We start from the raw sequence: 19,784 nt of genomic DNA, 5'->3' as shown, positions 1-19,784 counted from the left end.
CGCATCAGCACGTCGGCGAGAAAGCTCTGGCAGAGATTTACCCAACGGCAGCTGCCGCGTCAAGGAGATCACCGAGAGTGACCCAACTGCGCACCTCGTCGTCACTCAACGATGTTTTCATCTCATGTTCCATCCGCGACACAATCGCATAGAGCACAAGATCATCCATCTCAAGGTCTTCACGGAGAGTAAGATCTGCACGCGCCTGCGCGGGAGCAAGGTCGCATTCATCGAGAACAATCGCCATCGCGACTTCCCGCTGCTCATCAGCTTTCTCATTCGCTCCCGCGTCAATGACCGAGGACGAGCCCGCATTTTCCCCCGAATCAGCGCCCGTGGCATCGGGGTCAGGTTCGAGAGAGTACCCGAGAAGTTCAGCGATGGTTCCCATAGTCGTGTCCTCCGCGTGACTAGCCGACGCGGTTGTTGAGCCAGCGCACGGGAGCACCAGCTCCCGCATGACGGAAGGGTTCAAGTTCGTCATCCCATGCTTGCCCTAGGGCAAGGTCAAGCGCTTCACGCAGTTCCTCGTAGGAATGGGCGCGTTCAATTGCTGCGCGAACACGATCTTCGGGAACAACGACATTACCGACCGTGTCCATTTGGGAATGGAAGATCCCCAGCGACGGCGTGTGGCACCACCGGCCTCCGTCACTTAGGGCGGTTGGTTCCTCCGTGACTTCGTAGCGCAGGTGTTCCCAGCCGCGTAATGCTGAGGCGATCCGCGCTCCTGAGTCCGTTTGTCCGACCCAGGAGAATTCGCAGCGCACCATTCCGGGGGCAGCATCCTGATCGGTCCACTGGAGATGAATCTCCTGACCGAGCGCGGTGCCGACTGCCCACTCAATGTGTGGACATAGTGCGGGCGGTGTTGAATGCACGAAAAGTACACCGCGGGTATATGTCCCTTTCATTGTGACCTCCGGTTGCTGTTGAGGATCGTCTTCCCCTACGCCCTCATCAACCTGAGAAACCAATGATTCACGGTGTCTTCACCTAGGATACGCGTTCGCGCCCGCTATCCCAAGTCGATAGCGGGCGTGCCGCGTTCATCACCATGCCGGCAATGCCACGATGGGAAGACGTCGACACTCAATGATCCGTGTGTGTGCGTCAAAATACAGCAGTCTCCCACGAACAGCCGAGGCTTCACTCCTTAGAAATCCGAGTTGCGGATATCGCGCAGAGCCTTCTTGCGAGTAGCCCGGTCGAGCCTGTCGATGTAGATCATTCCATCGAGGTGATCGCATTCATGCTGGAGGCACCGAGCCATCAGCTCTTCACCTTCAAGGATCACCGGCTTGCCGTCAAGGTCAATGCCTTCAACACGCGCATACCATGCGCGTTTCGTTGGGTACCACAGCTCCGGTACCGACAGGCATCCCTCATCGCCGTCCTGGTACTCGTCCTCGCTCATCTCAACGATGCGGGGATTGAGAACGTACCCAATCTCCTTGTCAATGTTGTACGAGAACGCGCGCAGACCAACACCGATTTGATTGGCCGCCAGTCCTGCTCGGCCATCCATATCAACGGTCTCAAGAAGATCTTCAACGAGGGACTTCACGGAGTCGTCAATCGTAGTAATCGTGTCGCACGGAGTACGCAGAACCGGATCACCAATGATCCGAATGTCACGAATCGCCATGTTGCTTACCTGCCTTCCCTGATGAGTTCCTCGTGGAGGCATCGCACGTAGTCAACGACCTCGTCGACGGGCATTTCTTTGCGATCGCCACGACGAACACGGACCTCGACTTTGCCCTCAGCAAGTCCGCGACCAACGACGATGCTCAGGGGAATACCGATCAGCTCAGAATCGGCGAACTTCACTCCGGCGCTGACTTTACGACGATCATCGAAAAGAACATCGAGGCCGGAAGCGTCAAGCTGCTGACTTATCGTGCGAGCAGCGTCGAACACCTCTTCCCCCTTGCCCGTGGCGAGGACGTGAACGTCAAAGGGGGCGATACCCGCAGGCCAGGCAAGGCCACGATCATCACAGCTGGATTCAGCAAGCGCAGCGAGGACGCGTGACACGCCGACTCCATACGATCCCATCGTCACAACCTGGGACTTGCCATTCTCATCAAGCACCGTCAGGTTGAGGGCCTTAGCGTATTTACGTCCCAGAGCGAAGATATGTCCGATCTCGATACCGCGTTCGAGATGAAGCGGACCAGAGCCGTCAGGAGCGGGATCACCTTCGCGCACCTCTGCGGCCTCGATCGTTCCATCAACGTCAAAGTCACGCCCCATCACCAAGTTCATCATGTGGCGACGGTCCTCGTTCGCACCGGTCACCCACACAGTTCCCTCAACGATGCGCGGGTCAACGAGGTAACGCACGGAGCCGCGCGGGACCCCATCCTCGTCAATGGTGCGTGCCGGAGAGTTCGGGCCAATGACCAGAGGCCCGATATAGCCGGGGACCAGTTCGGGGTGTTTCTCGAAGTCCTCGTCAGTGGCCATTTCAACTTCAGCGGGGGCAACCGATGCTTCGAGGCGTTTCATATCAACCTCGCGGTCACCGGGGACACCAACGATGAGAAGCTCACGCCGACCATCTGGATGCGTCAACGCAACGACAACGTTCTTCAACGTGTCAGCAGCAGTCCATTCTCGTCCGTCATCACGCGGATACTCAGCGTTGAGCAGCTCAACAAGAGCGGTGATTGTCGATGACTCGGGGGTATCAAAAACCTCAGTGGCGGGAACGCCCGAAGCATCGTGAGGACTGGGGGGAGGAGTTGTCACAGCCTCCGCATTCGCCGCATAGCCACCGGGAGAACGAACGAAGGTGTCTTCGCCGATCGGTGAGGGATAGAGGAATTCCTCTGAACGCGACCCTCCCATCGCTCCTGACATTGCCGAAACGATGACGTATTCAAGCCCGAGACGCTCGAAGATTCGCTGATAGGTCTTGCGATGGGCAAGGTAGGACTGGTCGAGGCCTTCGTCGGTGACATCAAAGGAATACGAATCCTTCATCACGAACTCGCGCCCACGGATGAGGCCGGCGCGCGGGCGAGCCTCGTCGCGGTACTTCGTCTGAATCTGGTAGAGGCTCAGGGGCAGGTCCTTGTACGAGGAGTACATGTCTTTGACGAGGAGCGTGAACATTTCCTCGTGTGTTGGAGCCAGGAGGTAGTCACCCCCCTTACGGTCTTGCAATGTGAAAAGTGTGGGACCGTAATCGTCCCAGCGTTGCGTTGCCTTGTACGGTTCCGCCGGTAAAAGCCCAGGGAAATGCACCTCATGGGCACCCATTGCGTCCATTTCTTCGCGGACCACTTGCTCGACGTTGCGCAGGAGGCGAAGGCCCAGCGGCAGCCACGTGTAGATTCCCGGCGCAGCGCGGCGAATATACCCCGCCCGCACGAGGAGCTTATGCGAGTTGACTTCAGCATCCGCTGGGTCCTCTCGCAGCGTCCGAAGGAAATATGAAGAGAGAGTTTTTAGCACGGCTCCCAGATTAGTTCACCATCACAGTCTCCGGCGACCTCAGCTCATTCGACTGCCTCACACCGGCTCTCTCCCCCGGCTCTCCCGCCGCGACTCTCACGTGGTTAAGGCAACCGAGATTTGATGTTTGCGGCAGAAACGACGCGCCTCCGGCTCCGACAGCTCCTCATAGACACGCCCCGGATGAGCGCAGTAGAAACGCTCAGCACGCCACCCCGGATACATGTACGCAGGAAGAGGCCCGCGAAACGCAGCCAGCAGTCCAACGCCGATAATGACGAGGAAAAGGAAAGCAACCACGAGCATTGCCGCATCGGAACTACGCCCAAGGATCGACTGGGCAAAGACCTGAGCCGTCGCAATCCACGCAAGCCCCACCAGCGGCACAAGTGGCCAAATGATCCGTTGAATTGCCGGGAATGCAACGCGCGATGACACCGGGGAGATACGTTCGATTGACAGAGCACGCGCCCGACGGTCGAGACCCGCCCACAGCCACAACCATGCAGCAAGAATCCCGAGTCCGGTACCAGCAAGCATGATGACTCCGCCCCATTGCGTCATAACATGTGCCTCCCTTGCGCCTCGATCCCTCACCGCATCGAACCAAAAAGTCTACGGACAGTCTACGCGACCGCGGGTGCATGCGGATGGCCGATTCCTCATCGCTGACAAAGGATGCTGCCGTGAGCAATCCGCGATTATCGTTGCGCTGCGTTCCTCAAATCCCGAAGCATTGCCAACGCGCTTGGAGCTTCCAACGCGAAGGAAGCGATGAGTTGTGCCCGCTGTGCTCGCGTGTGAGTCACATGGCGTTCCCGCAGGTGAATGAGGGTACGGTCCGAGGTGATCGGTTCAAGAGCGATAACGCATGTGCCAGCCCGTTCGTCCTCGTCCCCACTTCCCGGCGTGGCAACACGCAAGAGAATGTGCGAATCCTCAACGCGATCAATCAGGGCAGACTCGTCGTCGAGCTCGAAAGCGGCATCAAGAACACTCCACACAGTGTGGACATCGGCGCGCACCTCGATTCCCCGATCAGCGACAACAGTTGCCATCGGCACAATGAGATCACCCGGCAAAGACACAGCAGCCTGGGACCGAGTGAGCCCCGCACGCAGAGGGAAACCCGACGCCAAGACCGCACCAAGACCCGCAGTCACACCACACAGAACTACTGAACGAACACGCATTGACGCGCTCCTTTCTTACACGGCCGGGGAAACCTCAACGGACCCGCTGCCCTCTTCCAAGCCCATCTCTTCGGCCAAAGCGTTCGCGTGCCGGATCAGAGTCTCAACGATCTGGTCTTCGGGAACCGTTTCAACAACCTTCCCCCGGATGAAGATCTGGCCCTTTCCGTTACCAGATGCGACTCCCAGGTCAGCTTCGCGTGCCTCACCGGGACCGTTGACGACGCAGCCCATGACGGCAACGCGAAGCGGAACCGTCAGGTCTTTCAAGCCCTCCGTTACTTCATCTGCGAGAGTCCACACATCCACTTGAGCGCGTCCGCACGACGGACATGACACAATCTCCAGGGTGCGTTGACGCAGACCAAGGAATTCCAGGAGTTTCGTTCCCACCTTGATTTCTTCAACGGGAGGAGCAGACAGGGACACGCGGATCGTGTCGCCGATGCCGTCGGCCAGCAGCACACCGAAAGCCGCCGCGGACTTAATTGTTCCTTGGAATGCCGGTCCTGCCTCCGTCACGCCCAAGTGAAGCGGCCAATCACCTTTTTCAGACAGCAGCCGATACGCCTCAATCATCGTCAGCACATCGTGGTGCTTGACGGAAATCTTGAAATCGTGGAAATCGTTTTCCTCGAAAAGACCTGCCTCCCACACCGCGGACTCCACCAAAGCCTCCGCCGAAGCCCGCCCGTACTTCTTCAGCAGCCTGGGATCCAAGGAACCCGCGTTCACTCCGATGCGCAGCGAAACACCTGCGTCCGACGCTGCCCGACAGATCTCCTTGACCTGGTCATCGAACTTACGGATATTGCCGGGGTTGACGCGCACCGCACCGCAGCCAGCCTCGATTGCCGCAAAAACATACTTCGGGTTGAAATGAATATCCGCGATCACAGGGATGCGGGACTGGCGCACAATGATCGGCAGTGCCTCCGCGTCTTTGTCCGTTGGACAGGCAACACGAACAATGTCACATCCCGCGGCCGTCAGCTCGGCGATCTGTTGAAGCGTAGCCCCAATATCGTGAGTCTTCGTTGTCGTCATCGACTGAACCGACACCGGTGCCCCCCCACCAACGGGAACGGAACCCACGTCGATACGCCGCGTCTTCTTGCGAGGAAAAGGCGATCCGAATACCTGAGGCATACCCAAAGAAATTTCAGTCACCCGACCATTATTGCCCAGTGCCCCCATGAAGTCGCACCGACGCGGGAGCCTCGGCGCACCGAATTGCTCACATCGCCGCGGACCTTAATACTCTCACACGCACCGCCCGCTGAATTGCTCACGTCACCGCCCGCCGAATTGCTCTGGCTTGACGCACAACCGGTGCGTCTCCTATGCGTCTAGAACATCCGGATCGGATCAACAATATCTGCAACAACAAGAAGAATCGTCATGGCAACCAACAGCGAGGCCATAACCCAGGTCAACGGAACAAGTTTCGCTGTATCCGCCGGTCCCGGATCGGGACGTCCCCGCAGACGCGCAACCAGGCGCGCCCCGCCCTCGTACACCGCACCGAGAATGTGTCCACCATCAAGAGGCGGCAAGGGAATGAGATTAAAAACGAAAAGCGCCATATTTACAGAGGCAAGTAATGACAGGAGAACAGCGACTTTCGGACGCCAATCCCCCGTTCCTGTGGTATCGGGACTTGCCGTTACCTCACCGGCAACCCGACCAACACCAACGATCGACATCACTCCGGACGCGTCACGCGGCTCATCAGTAAACAGCGACACACCCACATCCCAGAGTGCAAGAGGAAGACGAACCACCACCGCAGCGGTCTGAGACATCGTCACCCACGTGGCCTCAGCGACAGACGACACACTGGCAGGAACGTAATCCACCGCCGAACGCACCCCGACAACACGTCCACCCGCCGAAGAAATCACCGGAACAACATCGACCGTTTGCGTGACGCCATCACGCTCAAAGGTCACCGCCACTGACTGAGAAGTGCCGGAAGAAATCTTCTCCTGGAACTCCCGCCACGTACCTATCGGCGCTCCGTCAACGCCGCGAATCGTGTCACCGGCTCGTAATCCCGCTTCGTAAGCCGGCCCCGTCCTCGTTCCCGATGCCGTGGACACCGTAGGCGCGGCCTCGTCAAGACGAAGCGTTGCCGTTGGGGAACCAATCCCCACCATGACAACGAACATCAGGGCGATGCTGATGATGAGGTTCATCAACGGCCCCGAAACCATGACAATAATCTTTTGCCAGGGGCGCAGTAAATAGAAGGCTCGCGCTGAATGTTCCCCCAATTCATCCCGGCTTGCCTGGCGCGCTTCCTCGGCAAGAGTCGTGCGTCCTCGAGAATTTACTGTCCGGGTCCCCTGCTTTGCCGGCGCATACATTCCGAGGATCCGAACGAAACCACCCAACGGAATCGCGCGAACATTCACTCGCGTTTCGCCCCACTGCTTCGAGAAGAGAACCCGACCGAAACCAATGGAATAATCGGGAACAAGAGCACCGAAACGCTTCGCCGGGATCATATGCCCCAACTCGTGGAGCGCCACAGAAATTACCAGGCCAACCGCAACAACGAGCACTCCCCAAATCCAGGACACGAGTTACCTTTCCTTTGCGTGGATGCGTGCTTCGGCAGTCGTCCTCGCCCATTCCTGCACGTGACGAATCGTCTCGAGAGAGGGATGATCCGTGCCGTCATGGGCCTCAAGCACATCTGCGAGGATGTCGACGATATCGAGCCACCGAATACGACCGGCGAGGAACGCGTCAACAAGAGCTTCGTTCGCCGCGTTGTAGACCGCTGGATGCGTCTGCGATTCCGACACCGCCATGCGTGCAAGCTTGACCGCTGGGAAGGTCACAACGTCAATCGGCTCGAAGGTCCACTTGTGGAAAGTAGACCACGTCAGAGGCTTTTCGATTGTGTCGAGCCGTTCAGGCCACGTCAGTCCCAAAGCGATCGGAAGACGCATATCGGGAGGGGACGCTTGGAGAGTTGTCGCTCCGTCTTTCCACGTGACCATTGAATGCACGATCGATTGAGGATGCACCGTTGTGACAATATGGTCAGGATCAACGTCGAAAAGAAGATACGCTTCGATCAGTTCCAGACCCTTATTGACCAAAGTTGAGGAATTGATGGTGACAACCGGACCCATATTCCATGTCGGATGAGCCAGTGCTTGAGCGGGAGTCACATCGGCAAGCTGAGCACGCGACTGGCCCCTAAACGGTCCCCCCGATGCGGTCAAGACAAGATCAGCGACTTCCGTTCGCCCTGTAACGACCCGGGAAGTCAGTCCCTTCTCGTGGATTCCCGAGGCAAGTGCCTGAGCAATTGCCGAATGCTCTGAGTCCACCGGCACCACCTGGCCAGGAAAACGAAGAGCCTCGCGTACGAGCGGCCCGCCAACGACAAGTGATTCCTTATTTGCCAGGGCAAGAACCGACCCGGCGTTCAGCGCTGCAAGAGTGGGAGCCAGCCCGACTCCCCCGGTGATTCCGTTGAGAACCACAGCGTCGGGGAACGAACCCGCGATCTGAGTTGCAGCATCGTGCCCCTCAATGATCTGCGGAATCTTCCCGCCCGGAGCAAGAGCACTGATTGCGTCGCGCAGCTCAGAGCCTCTGCGTGAGGCAACTGCGACCACCTCGACCTCGTGATCAATGGCCTGACGCGCAAGGAGCTCGATGTTTCCACCGCCCGCAGCGAGCGCCACACCCCTGAGCCGATCTGAATGCTGGGACACAACATCAAGAGCTTGCGTACCAATCGACCCTGTTGAGCCAAGAACAACGACCTGTCTACATGACGACATGTGAAACCTGGGTCCGTCAGTCAACGGCGAGGAGGATCTCGATCGCACGCCCGAGGTAGGCATCGACCGGGCCTTCCGCGTAGGCCTTCTTTCCACGAGCTGGCGGGAAAACCGCCCGACGAATGTCCTGCACTGAAATGTCGTTGCGATCATCGAAGTATCCAGCAAGACGATCAAGGAGATCATCAACCGCTGACTTATCGTATCCCCGGCCAGACTCTGGATGCGAGAAACGCTCACCTCGGGGACGTTGCAGACGTGGATACAGCGTTGTTGCACGATCGGCGATGCGGTCATACCACGCGGATTCGCCGTTGACAGCGATGTGATCGGCGCGGTCACGCTGGACGAACGCCGCTTCGAGGCGATTCATTGCTGCATCCACGGCCTCGATCTGGTAGCCGCGGCGCTTGAGAGTGAACGTCGCCTGACGAACCTGAACTGCGCTGAATTCTTCTGCGGGGACCCCACCTTCGTACGCGCGGCGGGCGTCCTCAAAAAAAGCCTCGACCGATTCGGGATCGTATCCTCGTCTGAAGACGCTCACAGTGGGGAATGCGTCGCTCATCGTGTCTCCTTCTTCATGTCGGGCATGCCTAATGGCGTCGGACCGTTTGTGACAACCCGCCCTTCCTTCACTGCGGTTGCCAACTGTCCGCACGCACCGTCAATATCGGATCCGCGCGTATCGCGAATCGTTGTTCGGATCCCATTGTCACGCAAAGTCCGCACGAACGTGTCTTGAGCACGCCGAGTCGAGGCAGTCCAAATCGATCCGGGAGTGGGATTGAGGGGAATTGGATTGACGTGTGCCCAGCCGTGGCCACGCCGATTGAGTTCATCGGCAAGCAGCTGAGCACGCCACTGCTGATCATTCATATCCCGAATCAAGGCATATTCGATCGATACGCGTCGTCCCGTTGCCACAAAGTAGGATCGAGCAGCGTCCAACAACTCCCCAACTTTCCAGCGGGAATTAATCGGGATGAGGTCGTCACGCAGATCGTCATCGGGAGCGTGAAGGGACACAGCCAGCGTCACCGGCATCGCCTCAGCGGCAAGTTTATGGATTGCCGGGACGAGGCCAACGGTTGACACGGTGACATTGCGTGCCGACATGCCGAATCCTTCGGGTGCCGGGTCAATGAGACGGTGAAGTGCTTGAATCACTGTTTTATAGTTCGCCAGTGGCTCCCCCATCCCCATGAACACGACATTCGACAGTCGGGTTGGGCCTCCGGCGAGGGCGCCGTCACGACACGCCGCCTGAGCAGCGCGCACCTGATCGATGATTTCCGCCGTCGAGAGATTCCGTGTCAACCCCATCTGCCCTGTGGCGCAGAACGGACAGGCCATGCCACACCCCGCCTGCGAAGACACGCACAGCGTCGTGCGTTCTGAGTACCGCATGAGCACCGACTCAACGCGGGCCCCGTCAAAGAGCTGCCACAGATGTTTGAGAGTCAACCCATCATCGGCCTGCCGAGTGATGACCTCAGAGACCAGCGGAGGGAAGAATGTATGAGAAATCGCCTCATGCATTGCCGAGGGAACATCGCTCATCAATGCCGGATCACCGGTGAAATGCTCGAAATAGTGGCGAGACAACTGATCCGCCCTAAAAGCGGGGAATCCTGCATCCTTGAGTATCGTCTTACGTGCTGCGAGATCAACGTCTGCCAGATGAACGGGTGGTTTACCACGGCGCTTCGCGGTGAACGACAGTACCGGTTTCGCATCCGGTGAGCGTGCTCCTTCCGGAGCCTGATCCGTTGGACGGACCTCGCGGCGAGAACGAATTGTGGGGCTACTCATTGACCTGTTCCAAACGCTGCCGAAATGATGACGTAAAGAACCGGTGCGGACATCAGGAGTGAATCCACCCGGTCAAGAACGCCACCGTGTCCTGGAAGCAGCCGTGACATATCTTTGAGTCCGGCTTCTCTCTTAATCAGTGATTCCGTCAGGTCACCGATTGTTCCGATAAAAGCCGCCGCTACTCCCGCGGCAATGCCCCAGGCCCAGTGGGCCTGTGACAGAGCAAAAAAGGTGACTCCCACGCCGATTGCGGCGACCACAGACCCCGCGAAGCCTTCCCACGATTTCTTCGGGGAGATCCGCGGAATCATGGGGTGGCGACCGATGAGAACTCCCACAGCCCAGCCCCCGGTGTCGCTGGCAACAACCATCGCGACAACGGCACCGACTGCCCACGGATTCCCTGTATCGCGCAGGAGCAAGAGGAAGAACGAGGCGGCGAAGGGAACATAGACGGCAACAAAGATCGACGCGACAACATCGTAGATACGCGAGGCCGACCGCTGTTCAAGAATCCTCCACGTAATCACAGCAAATACCGTGATGTACAGCGCGAAAAGCAATGCCTCCGCACCCAGAAGCCATGCGCACGTGAGAATACCAACGGCTCCCACATACAGCGGAGCCGCTGCAATGGTGATCCCAAGCCGGGCGAATGCACCACCAAGTTCCCAGATCGCTCCCATACAGAGCACGGCAATCACCACTGAAAACAGGTCATGCGCAAACACAAGCGACAGCGTGAGTGCCGTGACCAGGATGACCCCAGTGGTGATCGCCGCCGGGAGATTTCTCCCGGCACGACCGGTTTCTGCGAGCGGCTCTCCCTCCCGTGTTGGACCGGGATGAAGAATCCGACCCACAACGTTTGAGAGGGATTCGGCTGACATCAGATGGTGAGAAGCTCTTTTTCTTTCGCTTCGAGCAGCGAATCAATTTTTTCCGTGTGAGACTTCGTCACTGATTCCAGTGACTTTTCAGCGCGCTCGACCTCGTCCTCGCCTGCCTCGCCGTCCTTCTTCAGGCGGTCAAGGGCTTCCTTGGCTTTGCGGCGAACGGAGCGCACGGACACGCGTGCGTCCTCGGCCTTCGTCTTTGCCTGCTTGACGTATTCCTTGCGACGTTCCTCAGTCAATGCCGGAAGAATCACTCGGACGACATTGCCATCATCGGTCGGGTTCACTCCCAAATCGGACTCACGCAGTGCCTTGAGGATCTCCTGTGTGGCAGTGCGGTCAAATGGTGAGATCAGAACGGTTCGCGCCTCAGGGATTTGGAACGACGCCAGCTGCTGCATGGGCGTTGGCGCACCGTAGTAGTCAACGAGAATCTGCTCAAACATGCCGGAACTGGCTCGGCCTGTACGAATGTTTGCAAACTCATTTGTGGCCGCAACGACGGCCTTATCCATCTTGTCCTCAGCTTCGAGGAGGATCTCATCAATCATTGTTGCTCCTATTGCAATCAGGCTTCAGCCGTCACTAGAGTACCGATTCTCTCACCCATTAATGCTGAAGTAACGTTACCCGGCTCGGACATTCCGAAGATCCGTGTTGTCAGGCCATTATCTCGCGAAAGAGCAAGAGCTGCGGCATCAATGACCTTGAGGTCTCTTGCAAGTGCCTCAGAGTAGGTCAAGGAGTCGAAACGGTGCGCATCCGGGTTCGTCTTCGGATCCGAATCGTACACGGCGTCAACGCCGTTCTTCGCAACAAGGAGCTCATCGCAGTGGGTTTCGAGTGCGCGCTGCGCCGACACGGTGTCCGTCGAGAAGAACGGCATCCCGGCACCCGCACCGAAGATCACGACGCGTCCCTTTTCAAGATGGCGTATCGCACGAAGAGGAATGTAGGGCTCAGCTACCTGTGTCATCGTGATTGCAGACTGAACGCGTGCCGGGACTCCGGACTGCTCAATGAAGTCTTGCAGTGCGAGGGCGTTCATCACCGTACCGAGCATGCCCATGTAATCGGCGCGAGACCGGTCGAGGCCCGACTTCGCAAGTTCCGCGCCGCGGAAGAAGTTGCCACCTCCGACGACAACGGCAACCTGAATTCCCTGGCGCACAGCCGTTGCAACCTGTTGTGCGATATCGCGAACGACTAAGGGATCAAGACCGACGTTTCCACCGCCGAAAGCCTCGCCGGAAAGTTTGAGTAATACGCGTCGAGCAGACATGGCCATTCTCCTTAAAGGCTGGGAACAATCGGACGTTGATTGAATAAGTTTGAGGTGAATACCGTGATGGCCCCGCCATTCGGCGGGGCCATCAACGTGTCATCAGGCGCCGACGTGAACGCGGACGAACTGCGTCACGGTTGCACCGGCCTCCTTGAGGACCTGAGCAACGGACTTGGAAGGATCGCGTGCGTAGGCCTGATCAACCAGGCAGTTGTCCTTGAAGAAGGCTTCGAGGCGTCCCTGAACAATCTTCGGGACAATATGCTCGGGCTTGCCCTCTTCGAGGGTGATCTTTTCAAGCGTCGCGCGTTCCTTGTCAAGAACGTCGGCCGGGACGTGGTCACGGTCGAGGTAGGCGGGCATGTAAGCGGCAACGTGCATGGCGATGTCGTGTGCGACGGAGGCGCCAGCAGCATCGGTCACAACGAAGACGCCGACCTGCGGAGGAAGATCCGGGCTGGTCTGGTGGAGGTAGAGATCAACGTTCTCACCTTCGACACGAACAACGCGTCCGACCTGGAGCTTCTCCCCGATAACTGCGGCCATCGAGTTGAGCTGATCCTGAACCGTTGAGTCCTTCATCTCAGCCGCAAGCAGCGACTCAACATCACTGGCCTTGGACGCAACAGCGGCCTGGAGAACCTCGTTTGCGAAATCAATGAACTTTTGGTTCTTCGCAACGAAGTCGGTCTCGGAGTTGACCTCGACCATGACACCGACACCATCGGCGCTATGGGCAACGAGGAGGCCGGCGGAGGCCTGACGGCCTTCGCGCTTGGACAGCGACTTCAGACCCTTGAGGCGGATGATTTCCAGCGCCTTTTCGGCGTCGCCATCAGCCTCGGTCAGAGCTTTCTTCACGTCCATCATTCCGGCGCCGGTCTGCTCACGCAGCGCCTTGACATCAGCAGCGGTGAAATTCGCCATTGAGTGTCGTCCTTCCGTGGTTGAGATTTTCAGTTCTGCTCGGGTGTGGCGGCTTCGGCGGGAGCCTCGGCCTTTTCTTCGGTGGCTTCAGCTGCCTCGGCTTTTTCTTCGGTGGCCTCAGCTGCGGGGGCAGCCGTGTCCTTAGCGGGTGCCTCGGTCTTCGCATCGCCCTCAAGGAGTTCGCGTTCCCACTCAGCCAGCGGTTCTGCGGTTTCCTGCGAGTTGGGCTTGCGAGCCTCGGAACGAGCAAGCAGACCGTCGGCAACAGCATCGGCAACAACGCGGGTGAGGAGGGCAACGGCGCGAATGGCGTCGTCGTTGCCGGGGATCCGGTAGTCGACCTCGTCCGGATCGGCGTTCGTGTCGAGGATGGCAACGATCGGGATGTTGAGCTTACGAGCCTCGGACACCGCGAGGTGTTCCTTCTTCGGGTCAACGATCCACACAGCTGAGGGGACCTTAGCCATGTCACGAATACCACCGAGGGTGCGGGCGAGCTTGTCTTTCTCGCGACGCATCATCAGCAGTTCCTTCTTCGTGTGCCCCGAGGCTGCGACATCATCAAAGTCGATCTGCTCAAGTTCCTTCAGGCGCTGAAGTCGCTTGGCAACGGTGTTGAAGTTGGTGAGCATACCGCCGAGCCAACGGTGGTTGACATAGGGCATTCCGACGCGGAGTGCCTGCTCGGCGACGGCTTCCTGAGCCTGCTTCTTCGTGCCGACAAAGAGGATCGTTCCTCCGTGCGCGACCGTCTGCTTGACGAAGTCGTACGCAATGTCGATGTCGGCGATCGTCTGCTGCAGGTCGATGATGTAGATACCGTTGCGTTCGGTGAGGATGAACCTCTTCATCTTCGGGTTCCAACGACGGGTCTGGTGTCCGAAGTGGACACCCGACTCCAGCAGCTGACGCATGGTGACGACTGCCATTGAATCGTCCTTTCCCCACGTATGTGGGCTTGTGGGCGCGTTGCGCCTCGGTTTCGGTTGTTGTCCTATTCAGAAGTCCTGAATGGACCCTGGTGCCATACCGGATGGGACCCCGAAGGGACCTGCCCATGTCAGCCCGCGCCCGTGCCGTCATTAAATGACGGAGTGCGCGGAAATGGCACGCGAATTCATCCGCATTAGACGGACGTCCTCTCATGGTAGTGGGTCTTTTCACCGGTCCCCAATCCGGCCCGTGTGATGCTTGTCGCGTCACACCTTCCAAGGGACGAGGACGGACACGCACCTTAAGCCGCCGCGTATCTATGTGCGAGGCATATTTATCCACAGGTCCACGCAAAGCGTGTGCGCGTTTGTCAGCGGTGCCCGAAAGTACTGTCCATGCATCACATTCTCTCGCGCATCACCGCCCGTATCTCATCCGTGAATCCGGTACCCACACGTCCACCGCTTCCTGCTGTACGTGCGGTAAACACCCGACGTCACAGGCGCTTTCATCGTGCACATCTTCGTCCCTACTCACGGTCTCGAAGGATCGTTGGACTCATTGCTGTCATGACGTTCGCCTTCACCGTTCCAGGGGCAACGGCCTCGCCCATGACTCACTCCAACGAATCATCCTCTCGTCCGTGGTCATGGCCCACAGGGCATCCCGTTTCGGTGATCCGTTCCTTCGCCCCACCCGCCCACGATTGGCTTCCGGGACACCGCGGTGTAGATCTTGATGTCACACAAGGAGCAATAATTCGGGCACCTGCCGATGGTGTTGTCTCCTTCTCAGGGACCGTTGTTAACCGTGGGGTTGTCTCGGTGCGCCACGGCGCAATCACGTCAACTTTTGAGCCGGTCACGCCTCTTGTCCATCAGGGACAGCACGTTGTACGCGGCGATGTTCTTGCTCGCCTCGAGGCAGGACATATTCCCGGAGGACTGCACTGGGGTGCAAAAACGGGGAAGAAAACTTATGTGGATCCGTTGCGTCTACTTATTGGAGACATCGTGCTCAAACCCTGGGATGGATGATCACCGTCGCAATATCGCAACGTGTCTGCGTCATGCCGGAGCACAGCTCTGCCTCGTCCTCGTCCCTCGCCGTTGTTTTCACAAAACAGCTTCGTGTTGGCCACGCCAAGGTTCAAGTCTGGAGATACGCACGAACACCATATGAAGCCCGAACCAAAGTTCACGAGACGGACCAGCTTCTCGAAGCACACGAGCTTGACTTCCTGGAACGCTTCGAGAAACGCGGAGAGCGAGTGAGATGGATTTCACGAGCTGAATATGTACCGGGTGTGGGAGCGTCACCAACGAACGACTTTATATGGCTGACGAACGACAGTCAGAAAACAGAATTAAAGTGTACAATCGTTCAAGGTAGCACAATCGTTAAAGATATATCTACTGCCGTAGTAAAAGCACTGAAACATGGGGTCGTTAAAGATATTTTCGTCATCGATATTGGAGAATCGTCTACTTTCCCGAAACTTTTATCACAGGTGAAGAAATACGACTCTTCTCGTCAAAACTTCTCGGAGCGACAGATACGACGTTTATTCTTAATGGCTGAGGACGGAGACATTTTTATGGGAATCCAGCTGAACTAAAATGCGGGACGCTTAGCCCGGGCGCTGTGTCAAAACCGAAGTTCATCCGACTGTTATTTCAAGCCTGACCCAGGGTGGCGACCCTGCGGATAAAAGTGTAACGCGTTTTCCCCTACCAAATCAATAGTTTGCCCCCCCCCGAAAGAACCAGAGCTATCCCCAACCCCACCGGTTATCACAGAGGAAAACCACGTTAAACACCACCACTGAGAGCCGGCGGCAGCTGCCAACGCCCAGACCAAACAATAGACATCGGCATACCAAGGTGTGCGAGGCGTGGTCTTCGCCCCTACGCGCGCGGATGCGCCTGTCGATAAATCTGCGAAAGGCGTTGAGTGTCAACGTGCGTGTACCGCTGCGTCGTCTGGAGCGAGGAGTGTCCCAACAGCTCCTGGACGGCTCGAAGGTCGGCACCGCCTTGGAGCATATGTGTTGCCGCGGTGTGCCTCAGAGCATGCGGAGCCAGGTCATGCACTCCGGCTCGCGCACTCATCCTGTGGAGCATTCCCCGGACAACACGCTGATCAATGCGTCCCCCTTTGACACCAACGAAAAGCGCTCGATTCGACGGATCCGCCACGAGATTTGGTCGACCGCGGGTCATCCATTCATTCAGGGCACGTGCAGCTGGCTCTCCGTAGGGAACAACGCGTTCCTTATTTCCTTTACCGATGACTCTGAGACTGGACTCGGCCTCGTTAAGCGAGGTTGTATCGAGGGCACATAATTCGGCGACACGTATTCCTGTCGCGTAGACCAATTCGAGAATCGCCCAGTCACGTACAGTCTGCGGCTCATCCTCATTGACGTGGTCCCTGGCGTGATTCATGAGGGTGGCAGCATCCTCAGCGTCGATGACGTAGGGGAGTTTCTGATCAGCCCGTGCAGTGACAAGAACTGCTGCAGGATCCGTTGTCATCACATGATGATCGTTTGCCCAGGCCGTGAAGTTACGTATTGCGGCAACTCGTTGCGCCGTTGTTGATCGTGAAGCTCCCTCAGCAGACATCTGAGAAAGCCATGCCCTCAGACGTCTCGTGGTCATCTCATCTTGAAGCTGTTGAGCGGTCACTGATTCGTCGCGGCCAATGCTGACAAGAAATTGTGTGAGGTCACGTCGGTAGGCGCGGAGCGTATGACGGGAAAAGCCGCGTGAATGCTCCAAGTAATCCACCCACTGGTTCACAAGACTTTCGGTCATGTCGTCATTCTAAGCTCACGGGGTGCTCCCAGATGTTGCAGCCTTGGAGGTGTAACGCGGGTTTCGACGATATCCACCCGATCCGGAACGCACGTACCCGAGAAGCTCAAGCTCGGCGAGACCGCGAAGCACTTCGTCTTGGGAGAGGCCCGCGACTCTGGCAACACGTGAAATTGAGGTTCCTTGTCGCATCGGCAAGGCCTCCCAAATTCTCCTGAGCGTAGGGGCAAGCCCATCGGTTCCGTGATCAGCGGTGACAGGATCACCAAAGAGTGGCTGTTGCATTCTGATCTCCATTGGTTCGATCAATTCACTACAGTCGTCGGCATCACGTATGAGCGTTGCCCCATGACGAATCAGCTCGTGGCATCCGGTGTACAGCGCAGATTCAACCGGGCCGGGAACAGCTCCCACCGGGCGACCAAGTTCCATTGCCCGCCGGGCAGTGGCAAGAGCACCGGAACGCATCCCCGCTTCAACGACAACTGTTCCTCTCCCCCACGCAGCGATCAGCCGATTGCGCCCAAGGAAACGCCATTTTGCCGGACGCCAATGCGCAGGAACTTCCGAAACAAGGGCTCCTCCGCCTTCTTGAATACAACGAAAATCATCGGCATGCGCTACGGGATACACATGACTGATACCCCCTGCGAGAACAACGACTGTTTGCCCTTCCCCGGCACGACATCCGCGATGAGCTGCGATGTCGATTCCGAACGCTCCCCCGGAAATAACGGCCCAACCTCGCTCAGCCAGTGAACAGGCAATGTCGGCTGCGAGCATTTCACCTCGCTGTGTTGCAGCACGCGCCCCAACGATGGAAATACAGCGATCGGATGCAGGTAATGTTCCGCTGATCCACAGTCCAACCGGTTCAGTCGGTCCAAGGTCGCTTAGGACACGCGGCCAGTCCTGATCTGACGGAATGACCAGTTGGTGCCCCAGGGTGTTGGCCTGCTCAAGTAACGCCACAGCATCGAGACCGTCGATTCGTGAGTGCCATTTCTTCCACGCTCCCTCCCAGTCACGATTCGGCCCGAGCAAGCGCGTGGGCAGCGGCCCCGGGTGTTTTGCCTGCGCCCATAGGCGAGCCTCCTCATCTCCAAGCGCTGCGCGAAGGGCCGACGCGTAGAGATCACCGGGTTCGATAACTCCTGTCCACCAGGCCGCGTGGATGTGCGCGTCGTCAAAAATCTGCCCCATCAGGACCTCCTGTTCGCAAGGTCAGCGCGTGCGCGAGATCATCAAAATGCGGTTTCCGGCGTTCATCCATGTCTGCCAAGGTCCACATGAGACGCAGAACCCGATCAGCCCCGCGCATTGACACACTGCCCTGATCAATCGCACGATCAAGCCGAGTGACGAGTGCCGTATCGATTCCGGAGTGTTCTCTGACCCAACGGCCCGGTACTTCAGCGTTCAAGCGCCACGGAGTGTCTTTCAATCTGTGGATGGCCCTCTGACGGGCCTCGGCCACGCGATCGCGAACCAGGGACGAGGACGGTGCTGCCGTGCGGGCAAGATCCGCTCGCGTTGGGACCCTCATACCGATCGTGATATCGATCCGGTCAAGCAGAGGGCCTGAAAGCCGTGCAAGATAGCGCCGGCGAACGATTGATGAACAGGTGCATGCTCGTCCTCGTCCCCTTCCCCCGCCGCAGGGACAGGGGTTCGCAGCGAGGATCAACTGAACACGAGCGGGAAACTGGGCTGAGCCACGGACCCGGTGGATCGTCACGATGCCCTCCTCTAGAGGTTGACGCAGAGCGTTAAGAACCGCCGAAGGAAATTCTGCTGCCTCATCGAGAAAGAGAACTCCGGCGTGGGCAAGAGAAACCGCTCCCGGGATGATCCGCACCGATCCACCGCCGATCATCGCTGCCATCGTTGCGCTGTGATGTGGAGCCTGCAAAGGAGGAGTACGGATCAATTCCTGCCGATCGCGGAAAACCCCGGCGATGGAATGAAGGGATGTCACGGTCAACGCCGCTTCGTCATCCAATTGGGGAAGAATCGTTGGCAAGCGCGCCGCAAGCATTGTTTTCCCTGAGCCGGGTTGCCCCACGAGGAACACATGGTGACCACCCGCAGCGGCGATTGTCAGCGCGTTCACCGCAAAGTCCTGACCGCGCACATCCGACAGATCAATCGCCGCGCCCAAAACCGGTTTCCGTTGGCTTGATGTCTCTCCCCCACTAAGTGAGCCGCCACCATAGGCAACCGGACGAACCGCACGGCCACCGAGCGCGTTGACCATGTCTGCGCAATGCTCAAAGGCGTCCACATCTATTCCTGACACAAGGCGTGCTTCGGCGGCAGATTCGGCAGGAACGATCGCTCGTGTGATCCCCTGAGAACGGGCAGTAACGAGTGCAGGCAAGACCCCTGGAACAGCCCGCATTGATCCATCGAGGCCCAGTTCACCAATGATGACCGTGCGATCGAGGGCACGTTGCGGCAGTTTTCCAGCAGCCATCAGAACTGATGCTGCAATCGCAGCATCGAAACCTGATCCTGACTTCGGCAGACCTGCCGGAGAGAGGTTGACGGTGATGCGTCTGTTGATGACCTCAATGCCGCACGACTGCAATGCCGAACGCACACGGTCTTTTGCTTCGCGTAAAGAAGCATCCGGCAAACCG

21 protein-coding genes are annotated in these 19,784 nt (G+C 58.0%); 2 read left to right on the top strand and 19 right to left on the bottom strand.

What is annotated here, in order from left to right; all coding sequences use genetic code 11:
- Nucleotides 1-37 precede the first annotated feature (37 nt).
- From G7Y41_RS04205 to rpsB, 16 genes are all read right to left on the bottom strand, one after another.
- Nucleotides 38-391: a phosphopantetheine-binding protein gene (locus tag G7Y41_RS04205; protein WP_165315087.1), complete on the bottom strand. Its 354-nt coding sequence runs from the start codon at nt 389-391 to the stop codon at nt 38-40.
- 19 nt (nt 392-410) lie between these two features.
- Entirely contained in the window at nt 411-914 is a 504-nt protein-coding gene (locus tag G7Y41_RS04200) for a DUF3145 domain-containing protein (protein ID WP_165218483.1), read from the bottom strand.
- Nucleotides 915-1,156: 242 nt separating this feature from the next.
- Entirely contained in the window at nt 1,157-1,648 is a 492-nt protein-coding gene (gene def, locus G7Y41_RS04195; protein WP_165217946.1) for a peptide deformylase, read from the bottom strand.
- A gap of 5 nt (nt 1,649-1,653) precedes the next feature.
- A complete protein-coding gene (locus G7Y41_RS04190; protein WP_165315088.1) occupies nt 1,654-3,465 on the bottom strand; it encodes a proline--tRNA ligase in 1,812 nt (603 codons plus the stop codon).
- A gap of 96 nt (nt 3,466-3,561) precedes the next feature.
- Entirely contained in the window at nt 3,562-4,029 is a 468-nt protein-coding gene (locus G7Y41_RS04185; protein WP_196819547.1) for a hypothetical protein, read from the bottom strand.
- 137 nt (nt 4,030-4,166) lie between these two features.
- On the bottom strand, nt 4,167-4,658 hold the full coding sequence (locus G7Y41_RS04180) for a hypothetical protein (RefSeq protein ID WP_165217952.1): 492 nt from the start codon (nt 4,656-4,658) through the stop codon (nt 4,167-4,169).
- Nucleotides 4,659-4,673: 15 nt separating this feature from the next.
- On the bottom strand, nt 4,674-5,807 hold the full coding sequence (gene ispG, locus G7Y41_RS04175) for a flavodoxin-dependent (E)-4-hydroxy-3-methylbut-2-enyl-diphosphate synthase (RefSeq protein ID WP_165315142.1): 1,134 nt from the start codon (nt 5,805-5,807) through the stop codon (nt 4,674-4,676).
- Nucleotides 5,808-6,007: 200 nt separating this feature from the next.
- Nucleotides 6,008-7,243 (bottom strand): M50 family metallopeptidase, encoded by a 1,236-nt coding sequence (locus tag G7Y41_RS04170; protein ID WP_165315089.1) that lies wholly within the window; start codon nt 7,241-7,243, stop codon nt 6,008-6,010.
- A gap of 3 nt (nt 7,244-7,246) precedes the next feature.
- Entirely contained in the window at nt 7,247-8,464 is a 1,218-nt protein-coding gene (gene dxr / locus G7Y41_RS04165) for a 1-deoxy-D-xylulose-5-phosphate reductoisomerase (RefSeq protein ID WP_165315090.1), read from the bottom strand.
- A gap of 16 nt (nt 8,465-8,480) precedes the next feature.
- A complete protein-coding gene (locus G7Y41_RS04160) occupies nt 8,481-9,032 on the bottom strand; it encodes a DivIVA domain-containing protein (RefSeq protein WP_165315091.1) in 552 nt (183 codons plus the stop codon).
- Complete coding sequence (gene rlmN, locus G7Y41_RS04155; protein WP_165315092.1) at nt 9,029-10,279, bottom strand: dual-specificity RNA methyltransferase RlmN; 1,251 nt, start codon at nt 10,277-10,279, stop codon at nt 9,029-9,031. Before rlmN ends, G7Y41_RS04160 begins: the two co-directional genes overlap by 4 nt.
- Complete coding sequence (locus G7Y41_RS04150; RefSeq protein WP_165315093.1) at nt 10,276-11,172, bottom strand: phosphatidate cytidylyltransferase; 897 nt, start codon at nt 11,170-11,172, stop codon at nt 10,276-10,278. The genes rlmN and G7Y41_RS04150 overlap by 4 nt, the downstream gene beginning before the upstream one ends.
- Nucleotides 11,172-11,729, bottom strand: a complete 558-nt coding sequence (frr, locus tag G7Y41_RS04145; RefSeq protein WP_165315094.1) for a ribosome recycling factor — start codon at nt 11,727-11,729, stop codon at nt 11,172-11,174. The genes G7Y41_RS04150 and frr overlap by 1 nt, the downstream gene beginning before the upstream one ends.
- Before the next feature lie 17 nt (nt 11,730-11,746).
- Nucleotides 11,747-12,460, bottom strand: coding sequence for a UMP kinase (pyrH, locus tag G7Y41_RS04140; RefSeq protein WP_165217966.1), 714 nt, complete (start codon nt 12,458-12,460; stop codon nt 11,747-11,749).
- Nucleotides 12,461-12,562: 102 nt separating this feature from the next.
- Nucleotides 12,563-13,390, bottom strand: coding sequence for a translation elongation factor Ts (tsf, locus tag G7Y41_RS04135; protein ID WP_165217968.1), 828 nt, complete (start codon nt 13,388-13,390; stop codon nt 12,563-12,565).
- A gap of 29 nt (nt 13,391-13,419) precedes the next feature.
- Nucleotides 13,420-14,319, bottom strand: coding sequence for a 30S ribosomal protein S2 (gene rpsB / locus G7Y41_RS04130; RefSeq protein ID WP_165217970.1), 900 nt, complete (start codon nt 14,317-14,319; stop codon nt 13,420-13,422).
- Between the two features lie 399 nt (nt 14,320-14,718).
- On the opposite strand from rpsB, the gene G7Y41_RS10045 reads away from it, so the two are divergent.
- Both G7Y41_RS10045 and G7Y41_RS04120 read left to right on the top strand, forming a co-directional pair.
- Nucleotides 14,719-15,360: a M23 family metallopeptidase gene (locus G7Y41_RS10045; protein ID WP_231367370.1), complete on the top strand. Its 642-nt coding sequence runs from the start codon at nt 14,719-14,721 to the stop codon at nt 15,358-15,360.
- A complete protein-coding gene (locus tag G7Y41_RS04120; RefSeq protein ID WP_165315095.1) occupies nt 15,357-15,941 on the top strand; it encodes a hypothetical protein in 585 nt (194 codons plus the stop codon). Before G7Y41_RS10045 ends, G7Y41_RS04120 begins: the two co-directional genes overlap by 4 nt.
- A 289-nt stretch (nt 15,942-16,230) precedes the next feature.
- Here the strand turns inward: G7Y41_RS04120 and G7Y41_RS04115 are convergent, their stop codons facing one another.
- The 3 genes from G7Y41_RS04115 to G7Y41_RS04105 are packed head-to-tail and all read right to left on the bottom strand — an operon-like array spanning nt 16,231 to nt 19,780.
- Nucleotides 16,231-17,142: a tyrosine recombinase XerC gene (locus G7Y41_RS04115; protein ID WP_165315096.1), complete on the bottom strand. Its 912-nt coding sequence runs from the start codon at nt 17,140-17,142 to the stop codon at nt 16,231-16,233.
- A 15-nt stretch (nt 17,143-17,157) separates the two neighbouring features.
- Nucleotides 17,158-18,345: a DNA-processing protein DprA gene (gene dprA / locus G7Y41_RS04110; protein ID WP_165315097.1), complete on the bottom strand. Its 1,188-nt coding sequence runs from the start codon at nt 18,343-18,345 to the stop codon at nt 17,158-17,160.
- The gene (locus G7Y41_RS04105; RefSeq protein WP_331272612.1) at nt 18,329-19,780 is read right to left on the bottom strand and encodes a YifB family Mg chelatase-like AAA ATPase; all 1,452 of its coding nucleotides are present in this window, start codon (nt 19,778-19,780) and stop codon (nt 18,329-18,331) included. Before G7Y41_RS04105 ends, dprA begins: the two co-directional genes overlap by 17 nt.
- Nucleotides 19,781-19,784 lie beyond the last annotated feature (4 nt).

Origin of the sequence: Schaalia sp. ZJ405 (assembly GCF_011038885.2) — a bacterium.
In the GTDB taxonomy this organism is placed as follows: domain Bacteria; phylum Actinomycetota; class Actinomycetes; order Actinomycetales; family Actinomycetaceae; genus Pauljensenia.
Note: the sequence above shows the minus strand (reverse complement) of the source record. Positions and strands in the feature narration are given on the sequence as shown.

Bases quoted from the DNA above. Each gene is read 5' to 3' on its own strand.
- G7Y41_RS04205 (WP_165315087.1), bottom strand. From the start codon at position 391: ATGGGAACCATCGCTGAACTTCTCGGGTACTCTCTCGAACCTGACCCC.
- G7Y41_RS04200 (WP_165218483.1), bottom strand. From the start codon at position 914: ATGAAAGGGACATATACCCGCGGTGTACTTTTCGTGCATTCAACACCG.
- def (WP_165217946.1), bottom strand. From the start codon at position 1,648: ATGGCGATTCGTGACATTCGGATCATTGGTGATCCGGTTCTGCGTACT.
- G7Y41_RS04185 (WP_196819547.1), bottom strand. From the start codon at position 4,029: ATGACGCAATGGGGCGGAGTCATCATGCTTGCTGGTACCGGACTCGGG.
- G7Y41_RS04180 (WP_165217952.1), bottom strand. From the start codon at position 4,658: ATGCGTGTTCGTTCAGTAGTTCTGTGTGGTGTGACTGCGGGTCTTGGT.
- ispG (WP_165315142.1), bottom strand. From the start codon at position 5,807: ATGCCTCAGGTATTCGGATCGCCTTTTCCTCGCAAGAAGACGCGGCGT.
- dxr (WP_165315090.1), bottom strand. From the start codon at position 8,464: ATGTCGTCATGTAGACAGGTCGTTGTTCTTGGCTCAACAGGGTCGATT.
- G7Y41_RS04160 (WP_165315091.1), bottom strand. From the start codon at position 9,032: ATGAGCGACGCATTCCCCACTGTGAGCGTCTTCAGACGAGGATACGAT.
- rlmN (WP_165315092.1), bottom strand. From the start codon at position 10,279: ATGAGTAGCCCCACAATTCGTTCTCGCCGCGAGGTCCGTCCAACGGAT.
- G7Y41_RS04150 (WP_165315093.1), bottom strand. From the start codon at position 11,172: ATGTCAGCCGAATCCCTCTCAAACGTTGTGGGTCGGATTCTTCATCCC.
- frr (WP_165315094.1), bottom strand. From the start codon at position 11,729: ATGATTGATGAGATCCTCCTCGAAGCTGAGGACAAGATGGATAAGGCC.
- pyrH (WP_165217966.1), bottom strand. From the start codon at position 12,460: ATGTCTGCTCGACGCGTATTACTCAAACTTTCCGGCGAGGCTTTCGGC.
- tsf (WP_165217968.1), bottom strand. From the start codon at position 13,390: ATGGCGAATTTCACCGCTGCTGATGTCAAGGCGCTGCGTGAGCAGACC.
- rpsB (WP_165217970.1), bottom strand. From the start codon at position 14,319: ATGGCAGTCGTCACCATGCGTCAGCTGCTGGAGTCGGGTGTCCACTTC.
- G7Y41_RS10045 (WP_231367370.1), top strand. From the start codon at position 14,719: ATGCATCACATTCTCTCGCGCATCACCGCCCGTATCTCATCCGTGAAT.
- G7Y41_RS04120 (WP_165315095.1), top strand. From the start codon at position 15,357: ATGATCACCGTCGCAATATCGCAACGTGTCTGCGTCATGCCGGAGCAC.
- G7Y41_RS04115 (WP_165315096.1), bottom strand. From the start codon at position 17,142: ATGACCGAAAGTCTTGTGAACCAGTGGGTGGATTACTTGGAGCATTCA.
- dprA (WP_165315097.1), bottom strand. From the start codon at position 18,345: ATGGGGCAGATTTTTGACGACGCGCACATCCACGCGGCCTGGTGGACA.